Raw genomic sequence first — 22,188 nt, 5'->3', positions numbered from 1 at the left:
GATATCTGACCTTACGACTGTGCCGCTGATCAGCGCAGAATAAGCCCGGCATCAGTGCCGGGCTTTCTTTTGTCTGTGAAATAATCATGCCGCTAGGTTAGTGGTTGTTAGACTCACGCTTTTCCAGAGTCAGGTAGTTATCGATGCCGTTGATCTTGTCCTCGGCATGGTGATTAACATAGAGCACCGAGGTTTCACTGCCCGCACAGATTTTCTCGATCAGCGCCAATACTAATTGGCGGTTCATATCATCCAGTCCTAGGCAGGGTTCGTCGAGAATTAACAGGGGTGGGTGTTTGACCATTGCGCGGGCGATGAGTAACAGGCGCTGGTCACCGTAGGATAGCTTGTTGAACGGGGTGTCGGCTCGGTCGGTCATGCCTAGTAATGCCAGCCATTCATCGGCGATCTTTTTTTGTCGGTCGGTGGCTTTGGTATATAGGCCGATACTGTCGTAAAAACCTGAAATAATCACATTACGCAGGCCGGTGCCGACTTTATATTCCCATTGCAGAGCGGTCGATACATAACCGATAAACTGTTTAATCTGCCAAATGCTTTCGCCATTGCCGCGTTGGAAGCCAAACACGAAAATATCATTAACATAGCACTGTGGGTGATCGCCGGTAATTAACGACAGCAGGCCTGTCTTGCCGCTGCCGTTAGGGCCGCTTAGCTGCCAATGTTGGTTGGGCTGAATCGTCCAATCCAGTGAATCGATAATACGCTGGCCATCATAGGTGATGTTGATTTTGTTGAGTTGTACCAGTGGTTGTGTCGGATCAAGCTTGGGGATGGCGGTGTCTGGGTCGGCGGCGGGCACCTGTAAGTCGGTGGTTTTTAGGTGTAGCAACTGATATAGATCGTTATAGGCTTGTTGATCGTTACAGTCGATCTGATGTTGTAAACGGGCCTGATCGACATAGGCGATATGGGTGATGAAATCAGGGAATTCATCGAAGCGGTTAAGCACCAGTACCATTGGTACGGTTTCGACTAAGCCGTGCAGATACTGTTGCAGCATTTCTAGGGTGTGGGCATCGAGGCCATCGAAGGGCTCATCCAAGACTAATAATTCAGGCTCGCTGGCCAGTGCGCGAATCAGCATCACCTTACGGGATTCGCCGGTGGATAACTTGCGGAATGCCCGTTCGAGTAGGGGTTCCAATTTAAACATCGACACCAGTTGCTGGATCAAAGCGGGGTTACGGCTGCCTTCATGGAGTATCTCATGCACCGGTGTACCCTCGGCGATAACATCCATAATATCGGCATCATCTTTTTTGCGTTCCCGCTCAATGAGCTCAGCTTGGGCTTCAAATGAGACCAGCCCAACCTTGGCTGGTAATCCTGTGATTGATCCGGCTACTGATTCTCCGGCTCCGGCTAAAATAGCCGCCAATGCCGATTTACCCGCGCCATTGGCGCCGGTGATCACCCAGTGCTGGCTGTCGTCCAGCTGCCAGTTGATCTCATCCAGTTGAAAGCGATCATCAAAATTTACGGTCAGGTTATCGAGGCGAATATTCATAGCTATCCGAAGTCCGAGTAAGGTAGTTTAAATACTAAAAAAAAGGCCAGGAGGTTAGTCCCGGCCTTCATCTAGCTGTTACAAATCACAGGCGAAATCGTTATTAAACGATCTTCTTCATGTCAGCCATGTGACCACGCAGAACCGAACCGATCGCTTCAACCGGGTGTGCACGCAGGGCAGCATTCACTTCGATCAAGCGAGCGTTGTCGACGCCAGTGTCGTCCAGTTCCAGACCTTTACCGATAACGTCGGTTTTGATGTCCTTCATGAAGTCAGCCAGCAGAGGTAGGCAAGCGTGGTTGTAAAGGTAGCAACCGTATTCAGCAGTATCGGAGATCGTAGCGTTCATCTCATACAGCTTCTTACGGGCAATGGTGTTAGCGATCAGCGGCGTTTCATGCAGTGACTCATAGTAAGCTGAGTCCGCGATGATGCCGGCAGCTGTCATGGTTTCGAATGCCAGTTCAACACCCGCTTTAACCATAGCAACCATCAGGATACCGTTATCGAAGTATTCCTGCTCGGAGATCTCTACATCGCCAGCGGGTGTCTTTTCAAAGGCCGTTTCAGCCGTCTCTGCGCGCCATCCCAGCAGATTTTTGTCATCGTTAGCCCAGTCTTCCATCATCGTACGGGAGAAGGTGCCATCGATGATGTCGTCCTGGTGTTTGTTGTACAGCGGACGCATGATCTGCTTAAGTTCTTCAGATAGGTCAAATGCTTTGATCTTAGCTGGGTTAGATAGACGATCCAGCATGTTGGTGACGCCGCCGTATTTCAACGCTTCAGTCACTGTTTCCCAACCGTACTGAATCAGCTTAGAGGCATAACCTGGATCGATACCCTCTTCAACCATTTTGTCGAAGCACAGTAGAGAACCCGTCTGCAGCATACCGCAAAGGATAGTCTGCTCACCCATCAGGTCAGATTTAACTTCAGCGATGAAAGAGGACATCAGCACGCCCGCTTTATGACCGCCAGTGCCAGCAGCGTAGGCTTTAGCCAGTGCTAGACCTTCGCCTTTAGGGTCGTTGTCTTCGTGAACAGCGATCAGGGTAGGCACACCGAAACCACGCACATATTCGTTACGTACTTCTGAACCTGGGCACTTAGGTGCAACCATGATCACGGTCAGGTCTTCACGGATCTTCATACCTTCTTCAACAATGTTGAAACCGTGAGAGTAAGACAGGCAAGCGCCTTCTTTCATCAGCGGCATAACGGCGTTTACAACCGGCGTGTGCTGCTTATCAGGTGTCAGGTTAAGTACTACGTCAGCCGTTGGGATCAGCTCTTCATAAGTACCGACAACAAAACCATTTTCAGTCGCATTTTTCCAAGACTGACGCTTTTCAGCGATAGCCGCTTCACGCAGTGCGTAGGAAACGTCACAACCGCTGTCACGCAGGTTCATACCCTGAGCCAAGCCCTGTGCGCCACAACCGATCACAACCATTTTTTTGCCTTTCAGAGCTTCAACGCCATCGCTGAATTCCTCGATAGACATAAAGCGGCATTTGCCCAGTTGTTCCAGCTGCTCACGCAGTGGCAGCGTGTTGAAGTAGTTATTAGACATATCTGATAGTTCCGGTTAATTAAGTCACGGCCAGCAGGCGGCGACTGAAAGTTCTGTTCTCTTTACCTGGCAGGTACAACATATCTGACGAGGCTCAAAATCAGGCAGGCCAATATTATACAGACAGCCCGACTGAAATTTAATAGGGCCACTCTATAGAAAAAGTAATCTTGCGTATATTGATATATCTAAATCATAGTATTGCATTTTATGGAATGATCTCGATCGCTCGCAATGAACCGCTTGGTAGCTCTTTTAATCTTAACAACGTGGCCACGGCTAAGAGTTTTTAAGCTTCTTTTAAGCACTGCTCATTAAAATAGTACTTATCAGACATATGACTACCGACATGGTATTAGGAGAACGGCGATGACAACGCATAAGAGCCAACAGACAATCAACGTTTGGGACCCTCTAGTGAGGGTGTTTCATTGGTCATTGGCACTATTTTTCACGGTGGCCTATCTAACGGAAGACGATTTTGAAACCGTCCATATTTATATGGGTTATGCCATCAGTGTGCTGATTGCTTTTCGCCTGCTCTGGGGCTTTGTTGGCCCTCAATATGCGCGCTTCGGTAATTTTGTCACGGGTAAGGCTCGGGTGGTTCGTTATCTCAAATCATTATTAAGTGGTAGGGCAGAACACTATATAGGCCATAACCCAGCGGGTGGTTTGATGGTGGTTGCACTGTTGTTGATGTTGGCCCTGACCTGCTTTTTTGGCATGACGTTGTTAGCGATGGATAACGCGGGCCCTTTGGCGGGCACCTTTGTGACAGCCTTGAATGATGACTGGGTAAAAGAGCTGCATGAGTTTTGTGCCAACACGACCTTAATGCTGGTGTTTATCCATATCGCTGGGGTGATTGTGAGTAGTTTTCTCCATCGGGAGAATCTCGTTAAGGCGATGGTCAGCGGGGTAAAAAAAGCGCCTAACCCACAGTCCAGTGTTGAAACATTAACAGGAGAAGAACATGTCTAATGGCCGTTTCGCAGTGATAGGGCTGTTGCTGGGTTTCGCGCTCACGGCGCAGGCCGATGTGATTGATGAGAAGCTGGCGCAGTATCGCACCGAGGGGGCCCAGGCATTTAGTGCCGAGGCTGGATTGAACTTGTGGATATCCAATCATAATGGCCGTAGCTGTACCCAGTGCCATGGTGACAGCCCCCAGGGGGTTGGCAAACATATTAAAACCGGCAAGCAGATTAAACCGATGGCCCCTTCGGTTAATCCGCAACGTTTTACCGATAGTGACAAAATTGATAAATGGTTTTTACGCAACTGTAAATGGACGCTTAAACGTGTCTGTAGTGCCCAAGAAAAAGGCGATATCCTCGTATGGATAAGGGAGCAATAAGGTTATGAATGCTAATGTTAATAAAGTAGTGGGTTATCTGCGTTGGGGTATCGCGGGCAGTTTGTTGCTTGCTGCCTGGGGATTGAGTCTCACCGGTATGAGCCGCGCGTCGGATAACTATAATAGGGGGGTAGCCAATAGCAGTGGTGTTTCAAGTCCTGCTGCAATGGCTTATCGAGAAGAGTGCGGCGCTTGCCATATCGCTTATCCGCCGGGGTTGCTACCCGAGGCAAGTTGGCGCTCAATCATGACGACGTTGGATGATCATTTTGGTGAAAATGCTGAACTGTCCGAAGGGCCTGTGGCGATGATTACCGCTTACCTCTCGGAGAATGCGGGTAATCCGGGTCGAGGAATGCTAAAAAGGATGGCCGGTGAGGCGCCGCTGCGGATAACCGAGTTGCCCTATTTTATACGTAAACACGATGAAGTGCCTGAACGACTGGTGAGCGGCAACCCAGAAGTCGGCAGCTTTAGTAACTGTAATGTGTGTCATCAGCGCGCAGAACGTGGAGAGTTTGATGAGGATACGGTTCGTATTCCTGGTTATGGCCGTTGGGATGATTAATCTCGCTGTGGCCGGTTCAGATGTCAGTGATACGCAGGTACGCGAATGGGTCGCGGCAGGAAAAATGATGTCGTTTGCTGATATCTATAGCTTAAACCAATCCCGTTTGGCAGGTCGCCTGCTTGATCTTGAGGTTGAAGAGGAAGATCACCGACTCATCTATGAGATCGAAGTACTAGGTGCAGATGGTGAGGTACGGGAGTTTCATATCGATGCCGAGAATGGCCGGGTATTAAAAGAGGAAAGGGACGATTGAGAATTCTCTTAGTTGAAGACGATGTTGAGCAAGCCAACAGTTTAAAACGCCGCTTACACCAAGCCGGTTATGTGGTTGAAGTGGCTTATAATGGTATCGATGGTCAATTTTTGGGGGATGAGGAAGCATTTGATGCGGTCGTGCTGGATCTGGGTTTGCCTGGCATTCCCGGTTTGGATGTGCTGAAACATTGGCGTAGCCAAGGCAACGCTGTACCGGTCATTGTTTTGACGGCTCGAGATGCTTGGCATGAACGGGTTGATGGTTTGAACGCCGGTGCCGATGATTATTTGGGTAAGCCTTTTTATGCCGATGAAGTGATTGCTCGATTACAGGCGGTGGTGCGACGGACGCTGGGCAAAGCTGATAATGTGTTGGAATGGAAAGGCGTGCGTCTGTTATTGTCAGAACAACAGGCGATTGCTCAGGATGGCCGGGTTATCCGTTTGACCTCAACCGATTTTCGCCTGTTAAGACAATTCATGATGCATCCTGATAAGGTGCACTCTAAAAGCTATCTGAGTGAGCAGGTATATGAAGAGGATCAGATCAAGGACAGTAATGTCATTGAGGTCTATGTGAACCGGCTGCGTAATTATTTTGGTAAAGACTTTATCAAAACGCAGTGGGGCAAAGGCTATCGGATAGGGTGAGCCGTTGACTGCCGACTTAAAGCATAAACAGTCTAGCCCTGATCAGCCACCTAGCCGGCCTAGGCTATCGATTCGCGCACAGTTAAGTCGTAGCTTGATAATCGCTCTGTGTTTGACCATGGGATCGCTGTTGATCGTCGTTAATTGGGGCGTTGGCCAGATTGCCCATGAATATATTCTTTCTCGCCTGAAGCATGATGCAGAATCGATTATTGCCGCGTTGCAGCCCGCCGCGGAAAACTTAGGTTGGGAGGTCAGTGCTCGAGGTGAAAGTGCGGTATATCAGCGGCCCTTATCGGGCCACTACTATTTAGTTATTGGCCCTGACATCGAGTTGCGCAGCCGTTCATTATGGGATTATTCAGCGGAATTCTCTTCGCTGGCTCAAGGAGAGAGTCGTCGTTTTGAGATGGCCGGGATTAACGATCAGCATTGGCTGGTGTGGCAGCAAGGGTTTAGTAAGGGTGGTGTGCTGTTTACGTTAACGGTTATTGAAGATAGCTCGCCACTGGATGCATTGAAGTGGCGTTATTCATTCTGGGCGCTGCTGGTGGTATTAGGCGGCGCTATTGCCCTGTTCTTTATGCAGCAGTGGATTCTGACTCGTAACTTTCGTTATTTGGATTCCGTGAGGGATAAGATTCAGGCCTTTCGCTATGCGGATGATAAACCTAATTTGAGCACGGTACCGCAAGAGTTGGCGCCCTTGGCCGATGATATTGAGCAATTATTGCAGCAACTAAAGCAGCGTGTGAGTCGCTCGCGACACTCCTTAGGTAATTTGGCCCATGAAATTAAACGCCCTTTGCATCGTCTACAGCAGCTGCAGGACGAATCGGCCACGGCGGTGAGTGCGGATATTAAAACCTTATTAGATGATATCCTGTGGTTGGTTCAACGGGAGCTGAAACGTGCCCGTATCGTGGGCGTATCATCACCGGGCCGACAGACCGAGCTAGCCGATGATCTGCCGCCGATGCTCGACATTCTTAGGAAGTTATACCCGGCGATTCGAATAAATGCCGATGTCGCAGCGGCAGGTACATTACCGCAGGATCGTGATGATATGCTCGAACTGCTGGGTAATGTGCTGGATAATGCCTGTAAATATGGACTCAGTGAGGTTGATTTAAAGATTATTCGAAACGCAGACAGGGTGGTGATTCGGGTGAGTGATGATGGTAATGGCTTGCCCCAAGCACACATTGAACAGCTCATGCAGCGAGGTCAGCGTTTAGATGAGCGGCTCGAAGGCTCGGGCTTAGGTCTATCGATCTGTCATGATATTGTGGCTAGCTATCAGGGTCATTTGATCGTGGCAAACCGCCCGCCTCATGGTGTGCAGGTCTCTATTGAGTTGCCGTTGTAGTTATGTCTTATTGAGCATGTACCATATTGGGGAGGTTAAATCATCAATCTCTAGAACAATCGTTTAGAATGGACGGTTTAACCCATATAAGTGTTGGGAAATCTGGGATTGTGTTTGGGAATTGCTCAGTATGAATGTATCTAAAAAAATGAGCTGGATCGTTGTTTTAAGCTCATTGGCAGTGTTATTGCCGGCACTAATTGTTTTTTATTTTACTGCCAAAAAAGAATTGTTAGAAACCGAACTCGCGGCTCATCAGGTTCATGTGCAGGCTTTGGCAGATGAATTTGCATCTGATTTACATACCTTTAGTGTCAAACTTGAAAAGCTAGATCGACTCATCAATCGACAATTACTCGATCGCAGTGATATCGATGTGGCGCGGTTTGATCGGCGGATGTCTGTTTCGCCAGATGGCGCGTGGCGGAATACAGAAGAGACCTATAGCGGTCATCTACAAGCGGGGCTGTTTTTACCTCCGGACTACAATATAACCGTCGAGAGTAAACGCTTTTATGGCCGAATGTTCGATATCTTTGAGTCGTTTGGTGTCGCCACAAGCAGTGAAAAAGTTTTTAATAATATTTGGTTTTTAGATCATCATCGAGCGGAATTGATCTACGATCGAGTTTTTCCTGATTTTGTCTATCGAATGACACCCGACACCGATTATACGGCGACTGATTGGATGACCCTCGCATCGCCCGAACGGAACCCTCAGCGGCAAACCCAATGGACACCGCCTCTGTTTGATCCGACCCCCGCTAGTTGGATGGTGAGTGCCGTTCATCCGTTGGATATTGACGGGGTATGGGTGGGGACGCTAGGCCAAGATATACAGCTGAATCGATTGTTTAGTTTGATGCACGATTCGGATGATAAGTTTGCCGGTGAGCAGCATATCTTGAGAGATAAGAAGGGGGATTTTATTTTAGCGGGGCCCTGGCAAGGACAGCTGGAAGGTAAGGCAGAGCCGTTTACGATCGATAAGCAAGAAACAGAATTATTAACCCTGTTAACCCACCCTTTGAGTAATGTCTCGACGCTATTGGGGGAGGTATCGATGCAAGGTCAATCTTATCAGGTTATTGGGGTTTTATTACAGCCGATGGGTTGGCGTTATTTGCACTTAATCCCGACCGATGCGATTTTAGCCAATCTCGTTAAAGTGGTTTATACCGCGGCTTTATTTTTCGTTTTCACCGCCGTGGCCATCAGCTTATTGATTAATGGCGCTGTGCGTAAAGTCGTATCGAAACCGATTGAACAGCTGGTGTTACGCACGCGCCTGTTTGCGATTGGACTTAAGCCGGAGCCTATTGCGGATTGGGGCAGTATTGAAATGACTGAATTAGCCTTAGCTGTGGATATGATGAAGGACGATTTAGATAGAGAAGCTAACCGACTGGCTCATATGGCAACCCATGATGAATTGACCGGTTTACCTAATCGAAATTTACTCAATGATCGTTTAGAGCAGGTGATCGTTGATACCAAACGTAATAAAACAAAGGCGGCGATACTGTTTCTCGATTTGGATCAGTTTAAGAATGTTAACGATTCCCTCGGCCATTCACTGGGTGATCAATTGCTCAAAACGGTGGCCGAACGTATCGCTTTGCAATTACCCGAAGACAGTGTGGTGTCTCGGTTTGGCGGCGATGAATTTGTTGTATTGATTCCAAAATTTGAACATATGTTTGAGTTATCGAATATTGCCGGCGAATTGCTCTTCATTATTCAGCAGCCTTACCTTATTGAGGGCTATGATCTGAGTATAACCAGTAGTATCGGTATCAGTGTGTGTCCTGATGATTCGGATATTGTCGAAACCTTAATTCAGAACGCTGATGCGGCGATGTATCAATCTAAGAAGCTTGGCCGTAACGGGTTTAAGTTTCACACGCAAGACATTCGAGAGCAGATATTACGTAAACGGCATCTCGAGGATGCCCTGCGAAAAGCGCTCGATGATCAGCAGTTCGTGCTTTATTACCAGCCTAAAGTTAATTTTAAGACTAAGCAGATCGTTGGCATGGAAGCTTTAATTCGATGGCAACATCCGCAAATGGGTATTGTTTCGCCATTGGAGTTTATTCCATTGGCCGAAGAAACGGGGTTGATTATCGAGATCGGCGAGTGGGTCATACAAACCGCCTGTATGCAGATGAAAACCTGGTCGGAGCAGTATCCATGGCTCGATAATATGGCGATTAATTTATCCGTTAGGCAGTTTCAGCAGCAGGATTTTTGTCAGCGGGTCGAGTTGTTGCTGACTGAAAAGCAGATCGATAGCTCGAAAATTGATTTTGAAATAACGGAAAGCATGATTATGGAGGATGTTGAGGCGGCTATCCGCATCCTAGCTCAGCTGAGAATGTTAGGCGTATCGATTAGTATTGATGATTTTGGTACCGGATATTCTAGTCTGAGTTATTTAAAGCATCTGCCGGCCGATTCATTAAAAATTGATCGGGCTTTTATTAAAGAGATCGTGCACGATGCTAATGATCAAGCGATTACCAAATCTATTATAGCCTTGGCGACGAACTTGAATCTCAGTGTTATTGCCGAGGGGATCGAAGATGCGGAGCAGGATACGATGTTGACCGACATGGGCTGCGATTATGCGCAAGGGTATTATTTTAGTCGCCCCCTGCCTGCCGAAGAACTGTCGTTATTATTAGCCCAGCAAGATGAGCACAGCGCCGAGACACCGCATAGAGGGGCCGAATATTGCCAACTTGTTGAGTCGCGAAACTGAAAAGTTTCAATTGCAAAGGCGCAACAGAAAAGGCATCACTGAAAAAGTTTAACGGCAGAGATGTGAGATTAAGGCATGAGGGATAATATTCATTCAATGGCTAAGCGACAAGTTTTGGTAGCGATTGTCGCTCAGCGAGCTGGGGCTGTTTAATTAAGTCCGGCGAGTAACTCTTTCCAATGAGGATGGATAAAATCTTCATCTTTCATCAGCGTTTTGAAAAATAAGCTTTGTTGATGCACTTCGAGCATGACTTTATTAGATTGCTTGAGTTTTTCATTGAGCGACTGATCCGATGTAAATGGACGCATAGCGATACGACTCCCCGAGTGAGTCCGGCCATTACGGGTATAGGCGATGGTGGGGGTTAGAGCGAAAGCTTGATTGTCTATCCATAATGTCGCGCTGTTAATCGCATGGTAATCACCTTTGACCGCGAGTTTCAGTGTTTTGGGGCGATTATGATCGATATACAAAGCACTGCAGACGTCATAACGATTACACGAGAGCGTTTGAATCGTCTTATCTGATAGATTGTCTGACAGTTTGTATTCAGGTTGATTGACGATACTGCTACAGCCTGTCAGCAAAGCTAAGCAAAATATGAACGAGTATTTCATGCGTGTGTCCCTTCCGAAACGATGCGGTGGATAGTAATTAATCGCTAGATTATAACGGGGTTTATCAGGGCTTCAATCATCGATAATGGTGATTAACCGATATAATTGAGTGGCACCGCCGTGGTATCGACAATTTTGCGCATAATGAAAGATGATTTGACACCAGTAACCCCTTGAATACGGGTTATTTTTCCCAACAAAATATCGTGATAACGGTCCATATCGGGTACTGCGACTTTGAGTTGATAGTCCGCATCATGGCCGGTAATTAAATAGCACTCCATCACTTCGGGAAAGCCAATGATGGTTTTTTCAAATGCTTCAAATCGTTCAGGGATATGTTTATCCATGCTGATATGCAGGATCGCCATCAGATTAAGATCAACGGCTCGTTCGTCCAAGCGGACAACGCGGTCGAGAATGATACCACTGTCTTCTAGGGCTTTTACCCGTCGAGAGCAGGGGGCTGCCGTTAGACCGACTTTTTCTGCTAGATCTTGATTTGACACCCCACCATTGCGTTGTAATTCGCGCAATATTTTTAAGTCAAAGTGGTCGATAGTGTGGTTTGTTTTCATTGTTTGATCGCTTAGCGCAATTATATTTAATTATTTAGTCTATTAGTTTTGGTTTAATTGCGCAATTCCGTTGAATTTGTCTTTTTTAGCGCGGTTATTGCGCAGCAATCGCTTTACACTTTTACCTATTGATTGCTCTGTTGCATGCGGAACCAATCAAACTTGCTGAGAGCCATTCAAGCATACCGTTATCAGCGGATGTGGATGACAACACCAAAAGTGTTTATTCAGGTTTAAGCGTCAGTTTACCGAGCTGAATGATGCGTACCAAAAGTATGTGAACGACCGATTTGCTCCCGCGCCTTATCGCGCGGGATTTCAATATTGATAACCGATGTAATGGCTGATCATTTATAAACCCAAGACTGCCGCTGGCAGGGACTTAGCAGGACGAGACTATGTTCGATCATCGTAAATACAAGGCATTTGAACCGATCCGATTGACTGACCGCACTTGGCCAGATAATACACTCACACAGGCCCCCGACTGGTGCAGTGTTGATCTACGGGATGGTAATCAGGCGCTTGTGAATCCGATGAGTGTTGAGCAGAAAACGCGATTATTCGATCTATTAGTTAAGTTGGGTTTTAAAGAGATTGAGGTTGGTTTTCCTTCGGCTTCGAAGCCTGATTTTGATTTTGTTCGCAAGCTGGTGGATGAACAGCGGATTCCAGAGGATGTCACGATTCAGGTGTTGACTCAGGCTCGAGAAGAGCTGATTAAACGCACCTATGAAGCGATGACTGGGGTTAAAAAAGCCGTGATTCATGTGTATAACTCAACCTCCACCGTGCAGCGTGAACAGGTCTTTGGTCAATCGCGTGAAGGGATTAAAGCGATCGCGGTACAGGGTGCCAAGTGGGTGCAGCAGTATGCTCAACAGCATCCCGATACCGAGTGGGCGTTTCAATACTCACCGGAAAGTTTTAGTGGCACGGAGATGGATTATGCCATCGAGGTCTGTGATGCCGTGATTGAGCAGTGGCAGCCTGACAGTGGTCGCGACATCATTATTAATCTGCCGGCCACGGTGGAGATGTCTACGCCAAATGGCTTTGCCGATCAGGTTGAATATTTCTGTCGTCATCTGGTTAATCGTCGCTATGTGCGTGTGAGTCTGCATACCCATAATGATCGAGGCTGTGCGGTGGCGGCGGCAGAGCTTGGCGTGTTGGCCGGTGCCGACCGTGTCGAAGGTACGTTGATGGGTAATGGTGAGCGCACCGGGAATATGGATGTGATTACCATGGGGATGAATCTGTATTCTCAAGGAATCGATCCGAAGCTGGATTTTTCTAATATCGTAGAGATTAATAAGGTGGTGGAAAGCTGCACCGAGATTCCGGTGGGAGTACGTCACCCATGGGCCGGCGAATTGGTGTATACCGCATTCTCCGGTAGCCATCAGGATGCGATTCGTAAATCGGTTAATTATCACACTGAACATAATCAGCAACATTGGGATGTGGCTTATCTGCCGATCGATCCACGTGATATCGGCCGTGAATATGAAGAAGTTGTGCGGATTAACTCGCAGAGTGGTAAAGGCGGCGTCGCGCTGGTGCTGGAGCGTGATTATGCGATCAACCTGCCGAAGTGGCTACACTTTCCACTCAGTCGAGTGGTTCAGGGAGCCGCAGAGCAGAGCGGTATCGAGGTATCGTCGACGAATATTAAACGGCTATTTGATGAGCACTTTATCGCGGTGCCAACTACATGGCAGTTGGATGATTATGATCTACACACCGAAGCACATCATGTGAATGCTCGTTTTTACATCGGCGAACATCAGTTTAATGGTGAAGGTGCCGGTGCACTTGAAGCGTTGTGTTCGGCGCTGACTCAGGCGTTTAACTGCACGATTGAAGTGATTCAGTTTGATCAGCATGCCATCAGTGGGGGTACCGCTGCTCAGGCGCAAGCGTCGATTGCGGTGCAGATCAATGGCGAGGCGTATTACGCCGTTGCAGTGGCCGGTGATACCTCGGCCGCCACGCTGCAAGCGATGTTGACAGCCTTCAGTCGTACCGGTCTTGAGGTGGTTCAAGCCGCCTGAACTAGTAGGCATTGACAGCGGACGAAGATCTTCAAAGCAATAGCCTGACAATCCGTGTCAGGCTGTTTTTCTACTAGAGCGGTGGACGTTTTAGCTGGTTTTATCGGTAAACGTTACGGGTGGCATCTCACGCCGGTCGATCTCTAAGTGAAAGATATCTGGACGATTATAATGTCCAGCAACATCAAGCGCTTTCCTTGATTCCCGCGCCGCTTCTAGATCAAGATTAGCGAACAAAATGCCTTTCTCCTTGTGAAGTGGTCCGGCGACGACACCCCCAAAAGGTTTGACTACCACCGCATCACCGGGGTTTATCCACTCTTCTGGTTGAAATAATTGGTCGCGCTCAGGAAACGAATCAGGGATATCTTTGCCCTGTAGGGCGGTGGCCGTACTTAAAACCCAGCAACCGCCTTCACGGGCGATGTGATTCATTGAGGCTATCCAAGTGTCCCCACTATCCCAGGTTGGCGCGATATAGATATCGATATTCTGAGCATACAGGGCGTAACGTGCCAAAGGCATATAATTTTCCCAACAGATTAAACAGCCGATTCTTCCTATGGGGGTATCTACAACGCGTAGACCGCTGCCGTCACCAAATCCCCAGACCATTCGCTCCGGGTTGGTGGGCATTATTTTTCGATGCCGATTCAAAATGACGCCATTATCGTCAATCACAACCACGGTATTAAACAGGGTTGAGCCGCTGAATGTTGCATCGATCTCATGCATACCGATCACCACAATCAGATGGTGCTTAGCAGCCGCTTCGCAGATCGGATCTAGATCTCCCTGGGCAATATTGACGGCATTATTGCGCAGCTGAGTATGCAACTGATTACCTAACGGCATATCACCGCCGGGTTTAAGGCGCCAGATCCAGGTGGGATAACCCGGCAGAAATGCTTCGGGAAAAACGAGGAGTTGTGTGTTCTGTTTGGCGACCTCCTCAATGGTTTTTACGGCCAGTTTGATCGATGCTTTTAGGTCTAACAGCACCGGTGGTTTTTGTGAAATCGCTATATTGATATTCATAAGGTGTACTCCACTTTAGCGCAAGCGTGGTTGCGCCATTTTGAATAGCTACTCGAGTTACGGCTATTCCGGAATTTGCTCTCCAGAACCTCCAGCATCAGAGGGGAGGTCTTTCATTTTCGGTAGACCGTCGATCATTGGCAGCACGGTTTCTTGATAGTGCACATGCACAGAGGGGGTAAAGTTCAGGTCAGGAATGATGGCGGCAGGGAGGTCAATGACACCCATCTGAGGATGTTCGATAAACAGATGTCCACCGCATGAGCGACACCATGCGCGAATGCTGCCGGGACTTTTAGCATAGCGGCTAATCTGTTCTTCCCCTTGGGTTATTTTTAACGTGTCAGGTTGCCATAAGGTGAAGGCGTTGACGGGGCTTGCAGACCAGTGACGGCAAGACTCACAGTGGCAGTAGGCCATTAAAACGGGGTGGGTTGAGACACTAAACTGAACAGCTCCGCAAAAACAGCTACCGGTGTATTTCTCTTGGGTGTTCATGTGAATTCTCCTGTGTTTTCAGGGTGTGTGTGTATGAAGTACAGCAGAGGAGCTATAGTTTGTTAAGTACATAAAACGTACCTTAAAGTACGAAATCTGTAGTAACGACTGAGTGATTGCGGGAGCGCTTATATGAAAAGTTACGGACAGTTTTGCCCAATAGCCAAGGCTTGCGAAGCATTGGGGGAACGCTGGACGCTGTTATTAATACGTGAACTCTTATGCGGTAGTCATCGTTATAACGATTTTAAGCGGGGCCTGCCGTTGATATCGCCGACCATGCTGTCTCAGCGATTGAGTGTTTTGCAGGCTCGGGGATTGGTTGAATTGAAACTCTCTGATGATAGTAAAAGCAGGGAGTATCATTTAACTCAGGCGGGTCTAGAGCTAGAGCCTATTGTCATGGGGTTAGGTGAGTGGGGGGCACGTTGGGTCCGTAGTCAGATGAGCGACGAAGATCTAAGTGTCGAACTACTGATGTGGGATATGCGACGCACGATTAACGGATCAGCTTTACCGGATAACCGCACCGTATTGCATTTTGAGTTCAAGGATCTCGATAAAAGCTATCGGCATTGGTGGATGTTGGCTGACGGTGGCGAAATCGATCTTTGTGTTGATGATCCAGGATTTGATGCTGATGTGGATTTTGTGAGTGATCTTAGAACAATGACGGCTCTATGGCTGGGCGATGTGTCGGTGGCTGCCGCCGAGGCGAGTGGTACATTGGATGTTCGCGGTGCGGCTCTGTTGATTAAAAACCTTCCGCAGTGGTTTATGTTCAGTGGTTTTGCCAAGATTAAAAGTGGCTTCGTTGAAAGTAGTACGATTGGAGGCGATTCGATAGAGGTTGCCATGAAGCGGTAGTCGTTTATTGCAATAGTTTTTTGCTACTAGCTCATTATATCGGTAGTCTTTAAGGTTCTGGGCTAACGCCTTGTGGCAAGGTGATAGAAATATGTCATCAGCCTCAGGGAGTGAGGCGCTATCAGAAAGTAGGTTTGTCGTCCTTCACGGCGCTGTTTTGCTTTAGTTTTCTTGATCGGGTTAAAAGCACATGCAAACGAATATCTTGCTTCGTATTCAGCCGATTCTCTTTGCTATTTTTGCGGTAGCCGTGAGTCACAATTTGTTTTTTGTCATGTTGCCTATTCGGCTTAAAGAGGGCGGCTTTGAGTCTGCCGATATTGGTATGGCGATGAGTATGTTCGCGGTTGGCTCCATCATGGCGGGGCTGTTAGGTTCTCGGGCGGTGCTTCGCGTCGGGCATATTCGAGCATTTGCGTCGATGGCCGCGATGCTGTCGATTGTGTCAGTGTGTCATAGTTATTTTATCAATATCTGGATTACCGGTGGCTTAAGAATGGTGGCTGGCTTCTGCTTTGTCACTAGTTTTATTACCCTCGAAAGCTGGCTCAATGTTTTGAGTGATAAGCGTAACCGAGGCAAAGTGTTTGGCACCTATCAGATCTGTTTTGCCACAGGGTTTGGCTCGGCGCCGTTTCTGTTTAGTTTGTCGAGTGAGCACGACCCACGACTGTTTGGGCTGATCGGTGTGTTTCTCTGTATCTCTTTGATTATTATGTCGATGAGTCGTTTACCCCTACCGGAGCTGCCCGAGCGACCTCGAGCGATGTCGCCTAAACGGTTATGGCGTTACTCGCCATCGGGTACGCTGTCGTGTTTTTGTGCCGGCTTAATCAGCTCGGCGAGTGTTTCACTGATTTCGCTGTATGCCTATGATCATGGTATCACGGGTATTTGGTTATCATTGGTATTGGGGTCTTATCAACTAGGCGGGTTGTTGACTCAGTATCCGGTGGGCTGGTTGGCCGACCGCTATGATAAACGTTCGGTTGCTGCAGGACTGATGCTGTTGGGGGTGATCAGTAATTTACTGATTGTTGCCGAAAACTTTATCGCCATGCCGATAGAGCTGCTGGTGGTGTTGTTTTTGATTTCCGGTGGCTCAGGTGTCGCGCTGTTCCCGTTGGCCGTGACGCAAGTGTTTGATCACATTGATCTCAAAGAAGCGATGTCCGCAACCAGTATGATGCAGATTTTACTCGGCTGTGGCGGCGTCTTGGGGCCTATTGTGGCGGGACTGTTGATGACGCAATTCGATTTCATTTGGTTATATTATTACTTGGTGGCGGTGCACCTCTTGGTGGGTGTATTTCTGATTGTGCGTAAACTTTATGTGCGCACAGAGACACTCGAGAGTCACTCTAAATATCAGATCAGTATGCAGACCTCGGTTGGCTCTTCGGTGCTTGAGCCTCAACTGAGTTATAACTTGGCGGAGCTTGGCGATCCTGAATTGAAACTGCTGTTGGTCGCCTTAGGACAGCAGCCCAAAGACCCAGGCATTCTCATCAGTACCGCGTTGGAAGGTTCTTCACTGAAGCCTCAGGATGTCGCGATTCATATGGTCTTAGCATTACCGAAACGCTCCGGTGAGCTGATCTCTATTTTGGTACAGCTGTTTCCCGATGATCGTTTGGTGATTGCACACTCCCTGCGCGACTTGTTTATCCTGCGAAAAGAGCGGATCAATGCCATGCTTCAGGAGGCTTTAATTGAGGGGGCCGATGCCAGTGAGCGCGATGAGATTGAGACGATGATGGCGGATATTATCCGAGAGTGCGATGCAGAGGATGTTCAGGTTGCATCTCAATCGGCCTGAATGAGAAGACGCTAGCACGCGCTATTGATACAGCATCAGCGTTGAGTCACGCGTGCTGTTAGCGGTATAACATCGTTTGATAACCTAAAGCCACCGGCAAGGTGGCTTTATCGATAAACCATCGGCTGATGGAAGCCTAGCGCTTATGCTTTGGGCTTTTTGGGGCCGCGGCCAACCCGCTTCTTCGGCGATTTTTTCTGTGAAGAGGCTTTTTTAGCTGCCGCTTTGGCGAGCGCTTTTTTGTTCTTTACTTTGGGTTTTTTGGGTTTGGCTTTACCACCGCCTTTTCCCGGCTCGGGTTTTTTCGGTGTTAGGCCAGGGAATGTCGCTCTCGGCAGTTTATCCCCCAAAAAGCGTTCAATCTTACCGAGAGAATCCCAGTCTAATGGCTCGACAATTGACCAAACGGTGCCTTTAGCGCCGTCACGCCCGGAACGACCGGCGCGATGAACGTAGCTATCGGCTTTCTGTGGTAGATATAGATTGATGACATGGGTTAGATCGGGCAGATCGAGCCCTCGACCCACCACATCGGTCGCGATGATCAGTTTAATTCGACCGCGGCGCATCTCTTTGATTCGCTGAGTACGCTCACTTTGACGCATATCACCGTGAAGGCCATAGCAGAGCATGCCTGCATTGCGAATAATCGTCAGCCACTGCTCAACCTGTTTACGGCTATTAACGAAGATAATGCCTTGCTTCAGTTCGGGTTGATGAATCAGTGCTTTAAGCAAATATTCTTTATGTTGTTCATTGTCTGCGCGATAGACACTTTGCTCAATGTTGACGGGGATATGTCGAGGTTGTTCGACGGCGACAATCTGTGAGTCTTCATTGAGTAGATCAGCGGCGAACTGTTGAATTTTTTCACCCTCAAGGGTGGCCGAAAACATCAATGTTTGACGCTTCAAGGGCAGTACGTCGGCAATCTGTTTGATATCGTGGATGAAACCTAGGTCCAACATGCGGTCGGCTTCATCGATGACCAGCATATCGACTAACGACAGATCTAACCACTCTTGAGCGTTAAGCTCTAGCAGCCGTCCGGGAGTAGCAATCATAATATCAATCGGTTCGGCGAGCATCGCTTTTTGCATCCCAAACGGCACACCGCCGACAATCAGGCAGCTTTTGATACGGTTATGCTGAGTTTGTTGCTCAATCACCTGATAGATCTGTTTGGCGAGCTCTCGCGTCGGTGCCAGTATTAATATCTGTGGCGCACTGCTACGGTCTGCATCGCTATCGAATACTTTCTGTAGCGCAGGCAAAACAAAGGCGAGCGTCTTGCCTGTGCCCGTGGGCGCTGATGCCAGCAGATCAAAACCTTCCAGCGCCACAGGGATTGCCTGTTGCTGAATCGGACGGGGGCTGAGGAAGTTGTTGTCAGCCAATGGGCCCAGAATATCAAGATCCAGGTTTAGGTCGATAAAGAACATCGAAGAGTACTCACAGATTTAAAGGCGCAAGCATACCTTATTTTTGCCAATGCGGATATTTTGCTGGGCGCTGAATCGAGCCTTTATGGCGACTAATTGAAGAATATTTTCCGATATTTGCCAGTGATTGAGATTGTGTCTTGAGGTAGACCGCGACAACGCCTATCATTCCGCGCTGACCGATTATAATTGGCTATTGTTTTGAAATAGGTGCTTCTATTTCGACTATAGTAGTTTCACGGGTGTCGTTTCTATCGTTTTCTGTTTGAGAGCTGTCTTTTGTCTGAATTTATTCCCGGCCAACGCTGGATCAGTAATACCGAATCAAATCTGGGGCTGGGGTTAGTAACCAGCGTATCGAATCGTCGTGTTGAAATGTTGTTTCCTGCCGTTGCAGAAGAACGCACCTATGCGGTTGATAATGCACCGCTGAGTCGTGTGATCTATCCGGTAGGTGAACAAGTCCGAAATGCCGCTGGCGTTAATGTGACCATTACAGCGCAGCAAGCACTGAATGGCTATATGGTCTATCAGGTCGAAGATGCACAGGGTGACGTGTTGGTATTGGAAGAGCGAGATCTCGACAGTGCCGTGCATTTTAGTAAGCCTCACGATCGTCTGTTCGCCGGACAAGTTGATAAAATCACGCAATTTAAATTGCGAGTTGAAACCCTAAAAAATCAGTTTAATCATCTGCAATCTGAAAGCTATGGTTTGTTGGGGCCTCGCGTACAGCTTTTGCCGCATCAGTTGTATATCGCTCAGCAGGTAGCACAGCGGTTTGCGCCTCGGGTATTGCTCGCCGATGAAGTAGGCTTGGGTAAAACCATCGAGGCTGGGCTGATTCTGCATCAGCAGTTGATTAGCGGTAAAGCGTCTCGGGCGCTGATTGTGGTGCCCGATAGTCTGGTGCATCAATGGCTGATCGAGATGTTACGCCGTTTCAATTTGCGGTTTACTATTTTGGATGAGTTACGCTGCGAAGCACTGGAGCTTTCTGATGAGGGCGTTAACCCGTTCGAAACGGCTCAACTGGTGCTCTGTAACTTGTCTTTCCTCAAATCGAATCCAGATCGGTTAGTACAGGCACTGGATGCTGGCTGGGATATGCTGGTGGTCGATGAAGCCCATCATTTGGTCTGGTCAGAAGAGGAATCCAGTCCCGAATATATCTGTATCGAAGCCTTGGCGCGTGAAGTCAAAGGCTTATTGCTGTTAACGGCAACGCCGGAGCAGTTAGGCGTGGATAGTCACTTCGCTCGCCTGCGCCTGCTCGATCCGGATCGTTATTACAGTCTCGAACAGTTCCGTTCTGAGGAAGAAAGTTATCAGCCGGTAAGTCAGTTGGTGGCTCAGTTATTGGCTGAAGGTGCGCGGGAACAATTACAGGATGCGCCAGAGGTGTTTGCTCAGTTGCGCCACTATCTGGGTGATGAGATGGCGCAGAAGCTGCAGGATGAACTGCATAACGACTCTCTCGAACAAGCGATTCAAGATGCCGTCGCTAGCCTGCTCGATCAGCATGGCACTGGCCGCGTGTTGTTCCGTAATACCCGTGATGGCGTGAGTGGCTTTCCTAAGCGTATTTTGCACAGCTATCCATTATCCGAGCCCGACTTCTATCTGGAAAGCGAACGGCAGTTGATGGCGCAAGCCGGTTTGGAAGAGCGCCTGCATCCCGAATTGATTTTGGCGGACCGTTGGCTAGAAGCGGACCCACGGGTGCAGTGGTTAGTCGATTGGCTAAAAGACAATCGTGACGAAAAAGCCCTAGTGATCTGTGCGTATGCCAATACCGCGAAATCCTTGGAAGCGCATCTGCGTCTTTATGAAGGTGTTCGATCATCGGTTTTTCATGAAGGTATGAGCTTGGTTAACCGTGACCGTGCGGCGGCTTATTTTGCCGATGAAGAGGATAGCGCTCAGGTATTAATCTGCTCTGAAATTGGCAGTGAAGGGCGTAACTTTCAGTTTGCCAGTCACCTGATTCTATTTGATCTACCGCTCAACCCTGATCTGCTGGAACAGCGCATTGGTCGTCTTGATCGTATTGGTCAGCGTAATGATGTACAGATTCATGTGCCGCACTATGAGTTCAGCGCACAATCGACCTTGTTAGATTGGTTTCATCGCGGCTTAAACTGTTTTGAGCGGGCTTGTCCGGTAGGACAGGTATTGTTTGATCAGTTCCTTGAACAGCTGATTCCAGCGTTGTTTGATGAGTATGATGAAGCGAATATCGAGGCGTTAATTGGTAGTACACGTATTGAAGCCGATCGTCTGTTGGAACAACTTCAGCAGGGTCGCGATCAGTTACTAGAGCTCAACTCCTGCAAGCCGGAAAAAGCCCAAGCGATTGCTGAAAGTATGGAAGTGACGGGCAACAGTATCGAGCTGAGCCGTTATATGGAGCGCATGTTTGATCAATTTGGGGTCGAACAACAGGCGCATAGCAGTCAGAGTATTATCCTTAGCCCTGGCGAACATATGCACTATGAAAGCCTGCCGGGCTTACCTAATGACGGTATGACGGCGACCTATAGCCGTAGCTTAGCGCTGGGACGGGAAGATATTCAGTTTATGACCTGGGAACACCCACTGGTGCAGGGTACGATGGATATCGTGGTTAATGGTGATTTTGGTAATACCGCGGTTTGCTCTATCAAGTTGCCGCCGTTGAAGCCGGGAACACTGTTGCTGGAAGCGATCTACATTCTCCATTGTGCGGCCCCTAAATCGCTGCAAATACAACGTTATCTGCCGCAAACCCTGAGCCGGATCGTCGTCGATACCAATGGTACCGATCTCAGCGAGATTCTCACCGAAGCGCATATCAATAATTTAGCGGAAAGAGTGGGACGGCGTCAGGCGGTTGAAATCGTTAAGCATACTCGCCCTGATATCGATAAGATGGTTAAGCGGGTTGAAGGGATTGCTGAAACTCAATTACCGGCGATGTTGGATCAGGCCAAGCACAATGTTGAGACCTTGTTGGGTGCAGAACAGCAACGTTTGACGGCTTTAGCCACAGTGAACCCGAATATTCGTCAGGAAGAGATCGATTATTTGGCGCAAAACCGAGCCGCATTGGAACAACACCTGCAAACGGCATCGCTGAAATTGGATGCCATTCGAGTCATTGTTGCTACCTGAGCTTTCTAACATATGTCGATAAATTTAGTCTAACCG

The 22,188-nt window shown here is 48.3% G+C and carries 18 protein-coding genes; 11 read left to right on the top strand and 7 right to left on the bottom strand.

Annotated features, from left to right (window positions below):
• Nucleotides 1-97: 97 nt before the first annotated feature.
• Together modF and ilvC are read right to left on the bottom strand one after the other, a co-directional pair.
• Nucleotides 98-1,531 carry a molybdate ABC transporter ATP-binding protein ModF gene (modF, locus tag Q4488_RS00545; RefSeq protein ID WP_303578491.1) on the bottom strand — a complete coding sequence of 478 codons (1,434 nt, stop codon included), beginning with the start codon at nt 1,529-1,531 and terminating at the stop codon, nt 98-100.
• Between the two features lie 103 nt (nt 1,532-1,634).
• Nucleotides 1,635-3,110 carry a ketol-acid reductoisomerase gene (gene ilvC / locus Q4488_RS00540; protein ID WP_303578490.1) on the bottom strand — a complete coding sequence of 492 codons (1,476 nt, stop codon included), beginning with the start codon at nt 3,108-3,110 and terminating at the stop codon, nt 1,635-1,637.
• A 369-nt stretch (nt 3,111-3,479) separates the two neighbouring features.
• Between ilvC and Q4488_RS00535 the strand changes: the two genes are divergently transcribed.
• The 7 genes from Q4488_RS00535 to Q4488_RS00505 all read left to right on the top strand — a co-directional run bounded on the left by Q4488_RS00535 (nt 3,480) and on the right by Q4488_RS00505 (nt 10,080).
• Complete coding sequence (locus tag Q4488_RS00535) at nt 3,480-4,094, top strand: cytochrome b/b6 domain-containing protein (RefSeq protein WP_303578489.1); 615 nt, start codon at nt 3,480-3,482, stop codon at nt 4,092-4,094.
• Nucleotides 4,087-4,470, top strand: a complete 384-nt coding sequence (locus tag Q4488_RS00530) for a DUF1924 domain-containing protein (protein ID WP_303578488.1) — start codon at nt 4,087-4,089, stop codon at nt 4,468-4,470. Before Q4488_RS00535 ends, Q4488_RS00530 begins: the two co-directional genes overlap by 8 nt.
• Nucleotides 4,471-4,474: 4 nt before the next feature.
• Entirely contained in the window at nt 4,475-5,038 is a 564-nt protein-coding gene (locus tag Q4488_RS00525) for a diheme cytochrome c (RefSeq protein WP_303578487.1), read from the top strand.
• On the top strand, nt 5,031-5,294 hold the full coding sequence (locus Q4488_RS00520) for a PepSY domain-containing protein (protein ID WP_303578486.1): 264 nt from the start codon (nt 5,031-5,033) through the stop codon (nt 5,292-5,294). Before Q4488_RS00525 ends, Q4488_RS00520 begins: the two co-directional genes overlap by 8 nt.
• The gene (locus Q4488_RS00515) at nt 5,291-5,947 is read left to right on the top strand and encodes a response regulator transcription factor (protein WP_303578485.1); all 657 of its coding nucleotides are present in this window, start codon (nt 5,291-5,293) and stop codon (nt 5,945-5,947) included. The genes Q4488_RS00520 and Q4488_RS00515 overlap by 4 nt, the downstream gene beginning before the upstream one ends.
• Before the next feature lie 118 nt (nt 5,948-6,065).
• Entirely contained in the window at nt 6,066-7,316 is a 1,251-nt protein-coding gene (locus Q4488_RS00510; RefSeq protein ID WP_303578484.1) for a sensor histidine kinase, read from the top strand.
• A 130-nt stretch (nt 7,317-7,446) separates the two neighbouring features.
• The gene (locus Q4488_RS00505) at nt 7,447-10,080 is read left to right on the top strand and encodes an EAL domain-containing protein (RefSeq protein WP_303578483.1); all 2,634 of its coding nucleotides are present in this window, start codon (nt 7,447-7,449) and stop codon (nt 10,078-10,080) included.
• Nucleotides 10,081-10,229: 149 nt separating this feature from the next.
• Here the strand turns inward: Q4488_RS00505 and Q4488_RS00500 are convergent, their stop codons facing one another.
• Together Q4488_RS00500 and Q4488_RS00495 are read right to left on the bottom strand one after the other, a co-directional pair.
• On the bottom strand, nt 10,230-10,700 hold the full coding sequence (locus Q4488_RS00500; protein ID WP_303578482.1) for a hypothetical protein: 471 nt from the start codon (nt 10,698-10,700) through the stop codon (nt 10,230-10,232).
• 92 nt (nt 10,701-10,792) lie between these two features.
• Nucleotides 10,793-11,278 (bottom strand): Lrp/AsnC family transcriptional regulator, encoded by a 486-nt coding sequence (locus Q4488_RS00495; protein WP_303578481.1) that lies wholly within the window; start codon nt 11,276-11,278, stop codon nt 10,793-10,795.
• A 398-nt stretch (nt 11,279-11,676) separates the two neighbouring features.
• Between Q4488_RS00495 and leuA the strand changes: the two genes are divergently transcribed.
• Nucleotides 11,677-13,335, top strand: coding sequence for a 2-isopropylmalate synthase (gene leuA, locus Q4488_RS00490; RefSeq protein WP_303578480.1), 1,659 nt, complete (start codon nt 11,677-11,679; stop codon nt 13,333-13,335).
• A gap of 90 nt (nt 13,336-13,425) precedes the next feature.
• On the opposite strand, the gene Q4488_RS00485 is transcribed toward leuA, so the two are convergent.
• Nucleotides 13,426-14,373, bottom strand: a complete 948-nt coding sequence (locus Q4488_RS00485) for a carbon-nitrogen hydrolase family protein (protein WP_303578479.1) — start codon at nt 14,371-14,373, stop codon at nt 13,426-13,428.
• Nucleotides 14,374-14,436: 63 nt separating this feature from the next.
• Nucleotides 14,437-14,871, bottom strand: a complete 435-nt coding sequence (locus tag Q4488_RS00480) for a GFA family protein (protein WP_303578478.1) — start codon at nt 14,869-14,871, stop codon at nt 14,437-14,439.
• Nucleotides 14,872-15,003: 132 nt separating this feature from the next.
• Here Q4488_RS00480 and Q4488_RS00475 point away from each other — a divergent pair, with 132 nt between their 5' ends.
• Together Q4488_RS00475 and Q4488_RS00470 are read left to right on the top strand one after the other, a co-directional pair.
• The gene (locus tag Q4488_RS00475) at nt 15,004-15,738 is read left to right on the top strand and encodes a helix-turn-helix domain-containing protein (RefSeq protein ID WP_303578477.1); all 735 of its coding nucleotides are present in this window, start codon (nt 15,004-15,006) and stop codon (nt 15,736-15,738) included.
• A gap of 190 nt (nt 15,739-15,928) precedes the next feature.
• Nucleotides 15,929-17,557, top strand: a complete 1,629-nt coding sequence (locus Q4488_RS00470) for an MFS transporter (RefSeq protein ID WP_303578476.1) — start codon at nt 15,929-15,931, stop codon at nt 17,555-17,557.
• Between the two features lie 143 nt (nt 17,558-17,700).
• Here the strand turns inward: Q4488_RS00470 and Q4488_RS00465 are convergent, their stop codons facing one another.
• The gene (locus Q4488_RS00465; RefSeq protein ID WP_303578475.1) at nt 17,701-18,999 is read right to left on the bottom strand and encodes a DEAD/DEAH box helicase; all 1,299 of its coding nucleotides are present in this window, start codon (nt 18,997-18,999) and stop codon (nt 17,701-17,703) included.
• 279 nt (nt 19,000-19,278) lie between these two features.
• Here Q4488_RS00465 and rapA point away from each other — a divergent pair, with 279 nt between their 5' ends.
• Nucleotides 19,279-22,152 (top strand): RNA polymerase-associated protein RapA, encoded by a 2,874-nt coding sequence (gene rapA, locus Q4488_RS00460; RefSeq protein ID WP_303578474.1) that lies wholly within the window; start codon nt 19,279-19,281, stop codon nt 22,150-22,152.
• Nucleotides 22,153-22,188: the final 36 nt, after the last annotated feature.

The sequence above is a fragment of the Amphritea sp. 1_MG-2023 genome (assembly GCF_030547545.1).
GTDB lineage: Bacteria > Pseudomonadota > Gammaproteobacteria > Pseudomonadales > Balneatricaceae > Amphritea.
The sequence above is the reverse complement of the archived record's forward strand: the minus strand, read 5'-3'. Positions and strand labels throughout refer to the sequence as shown.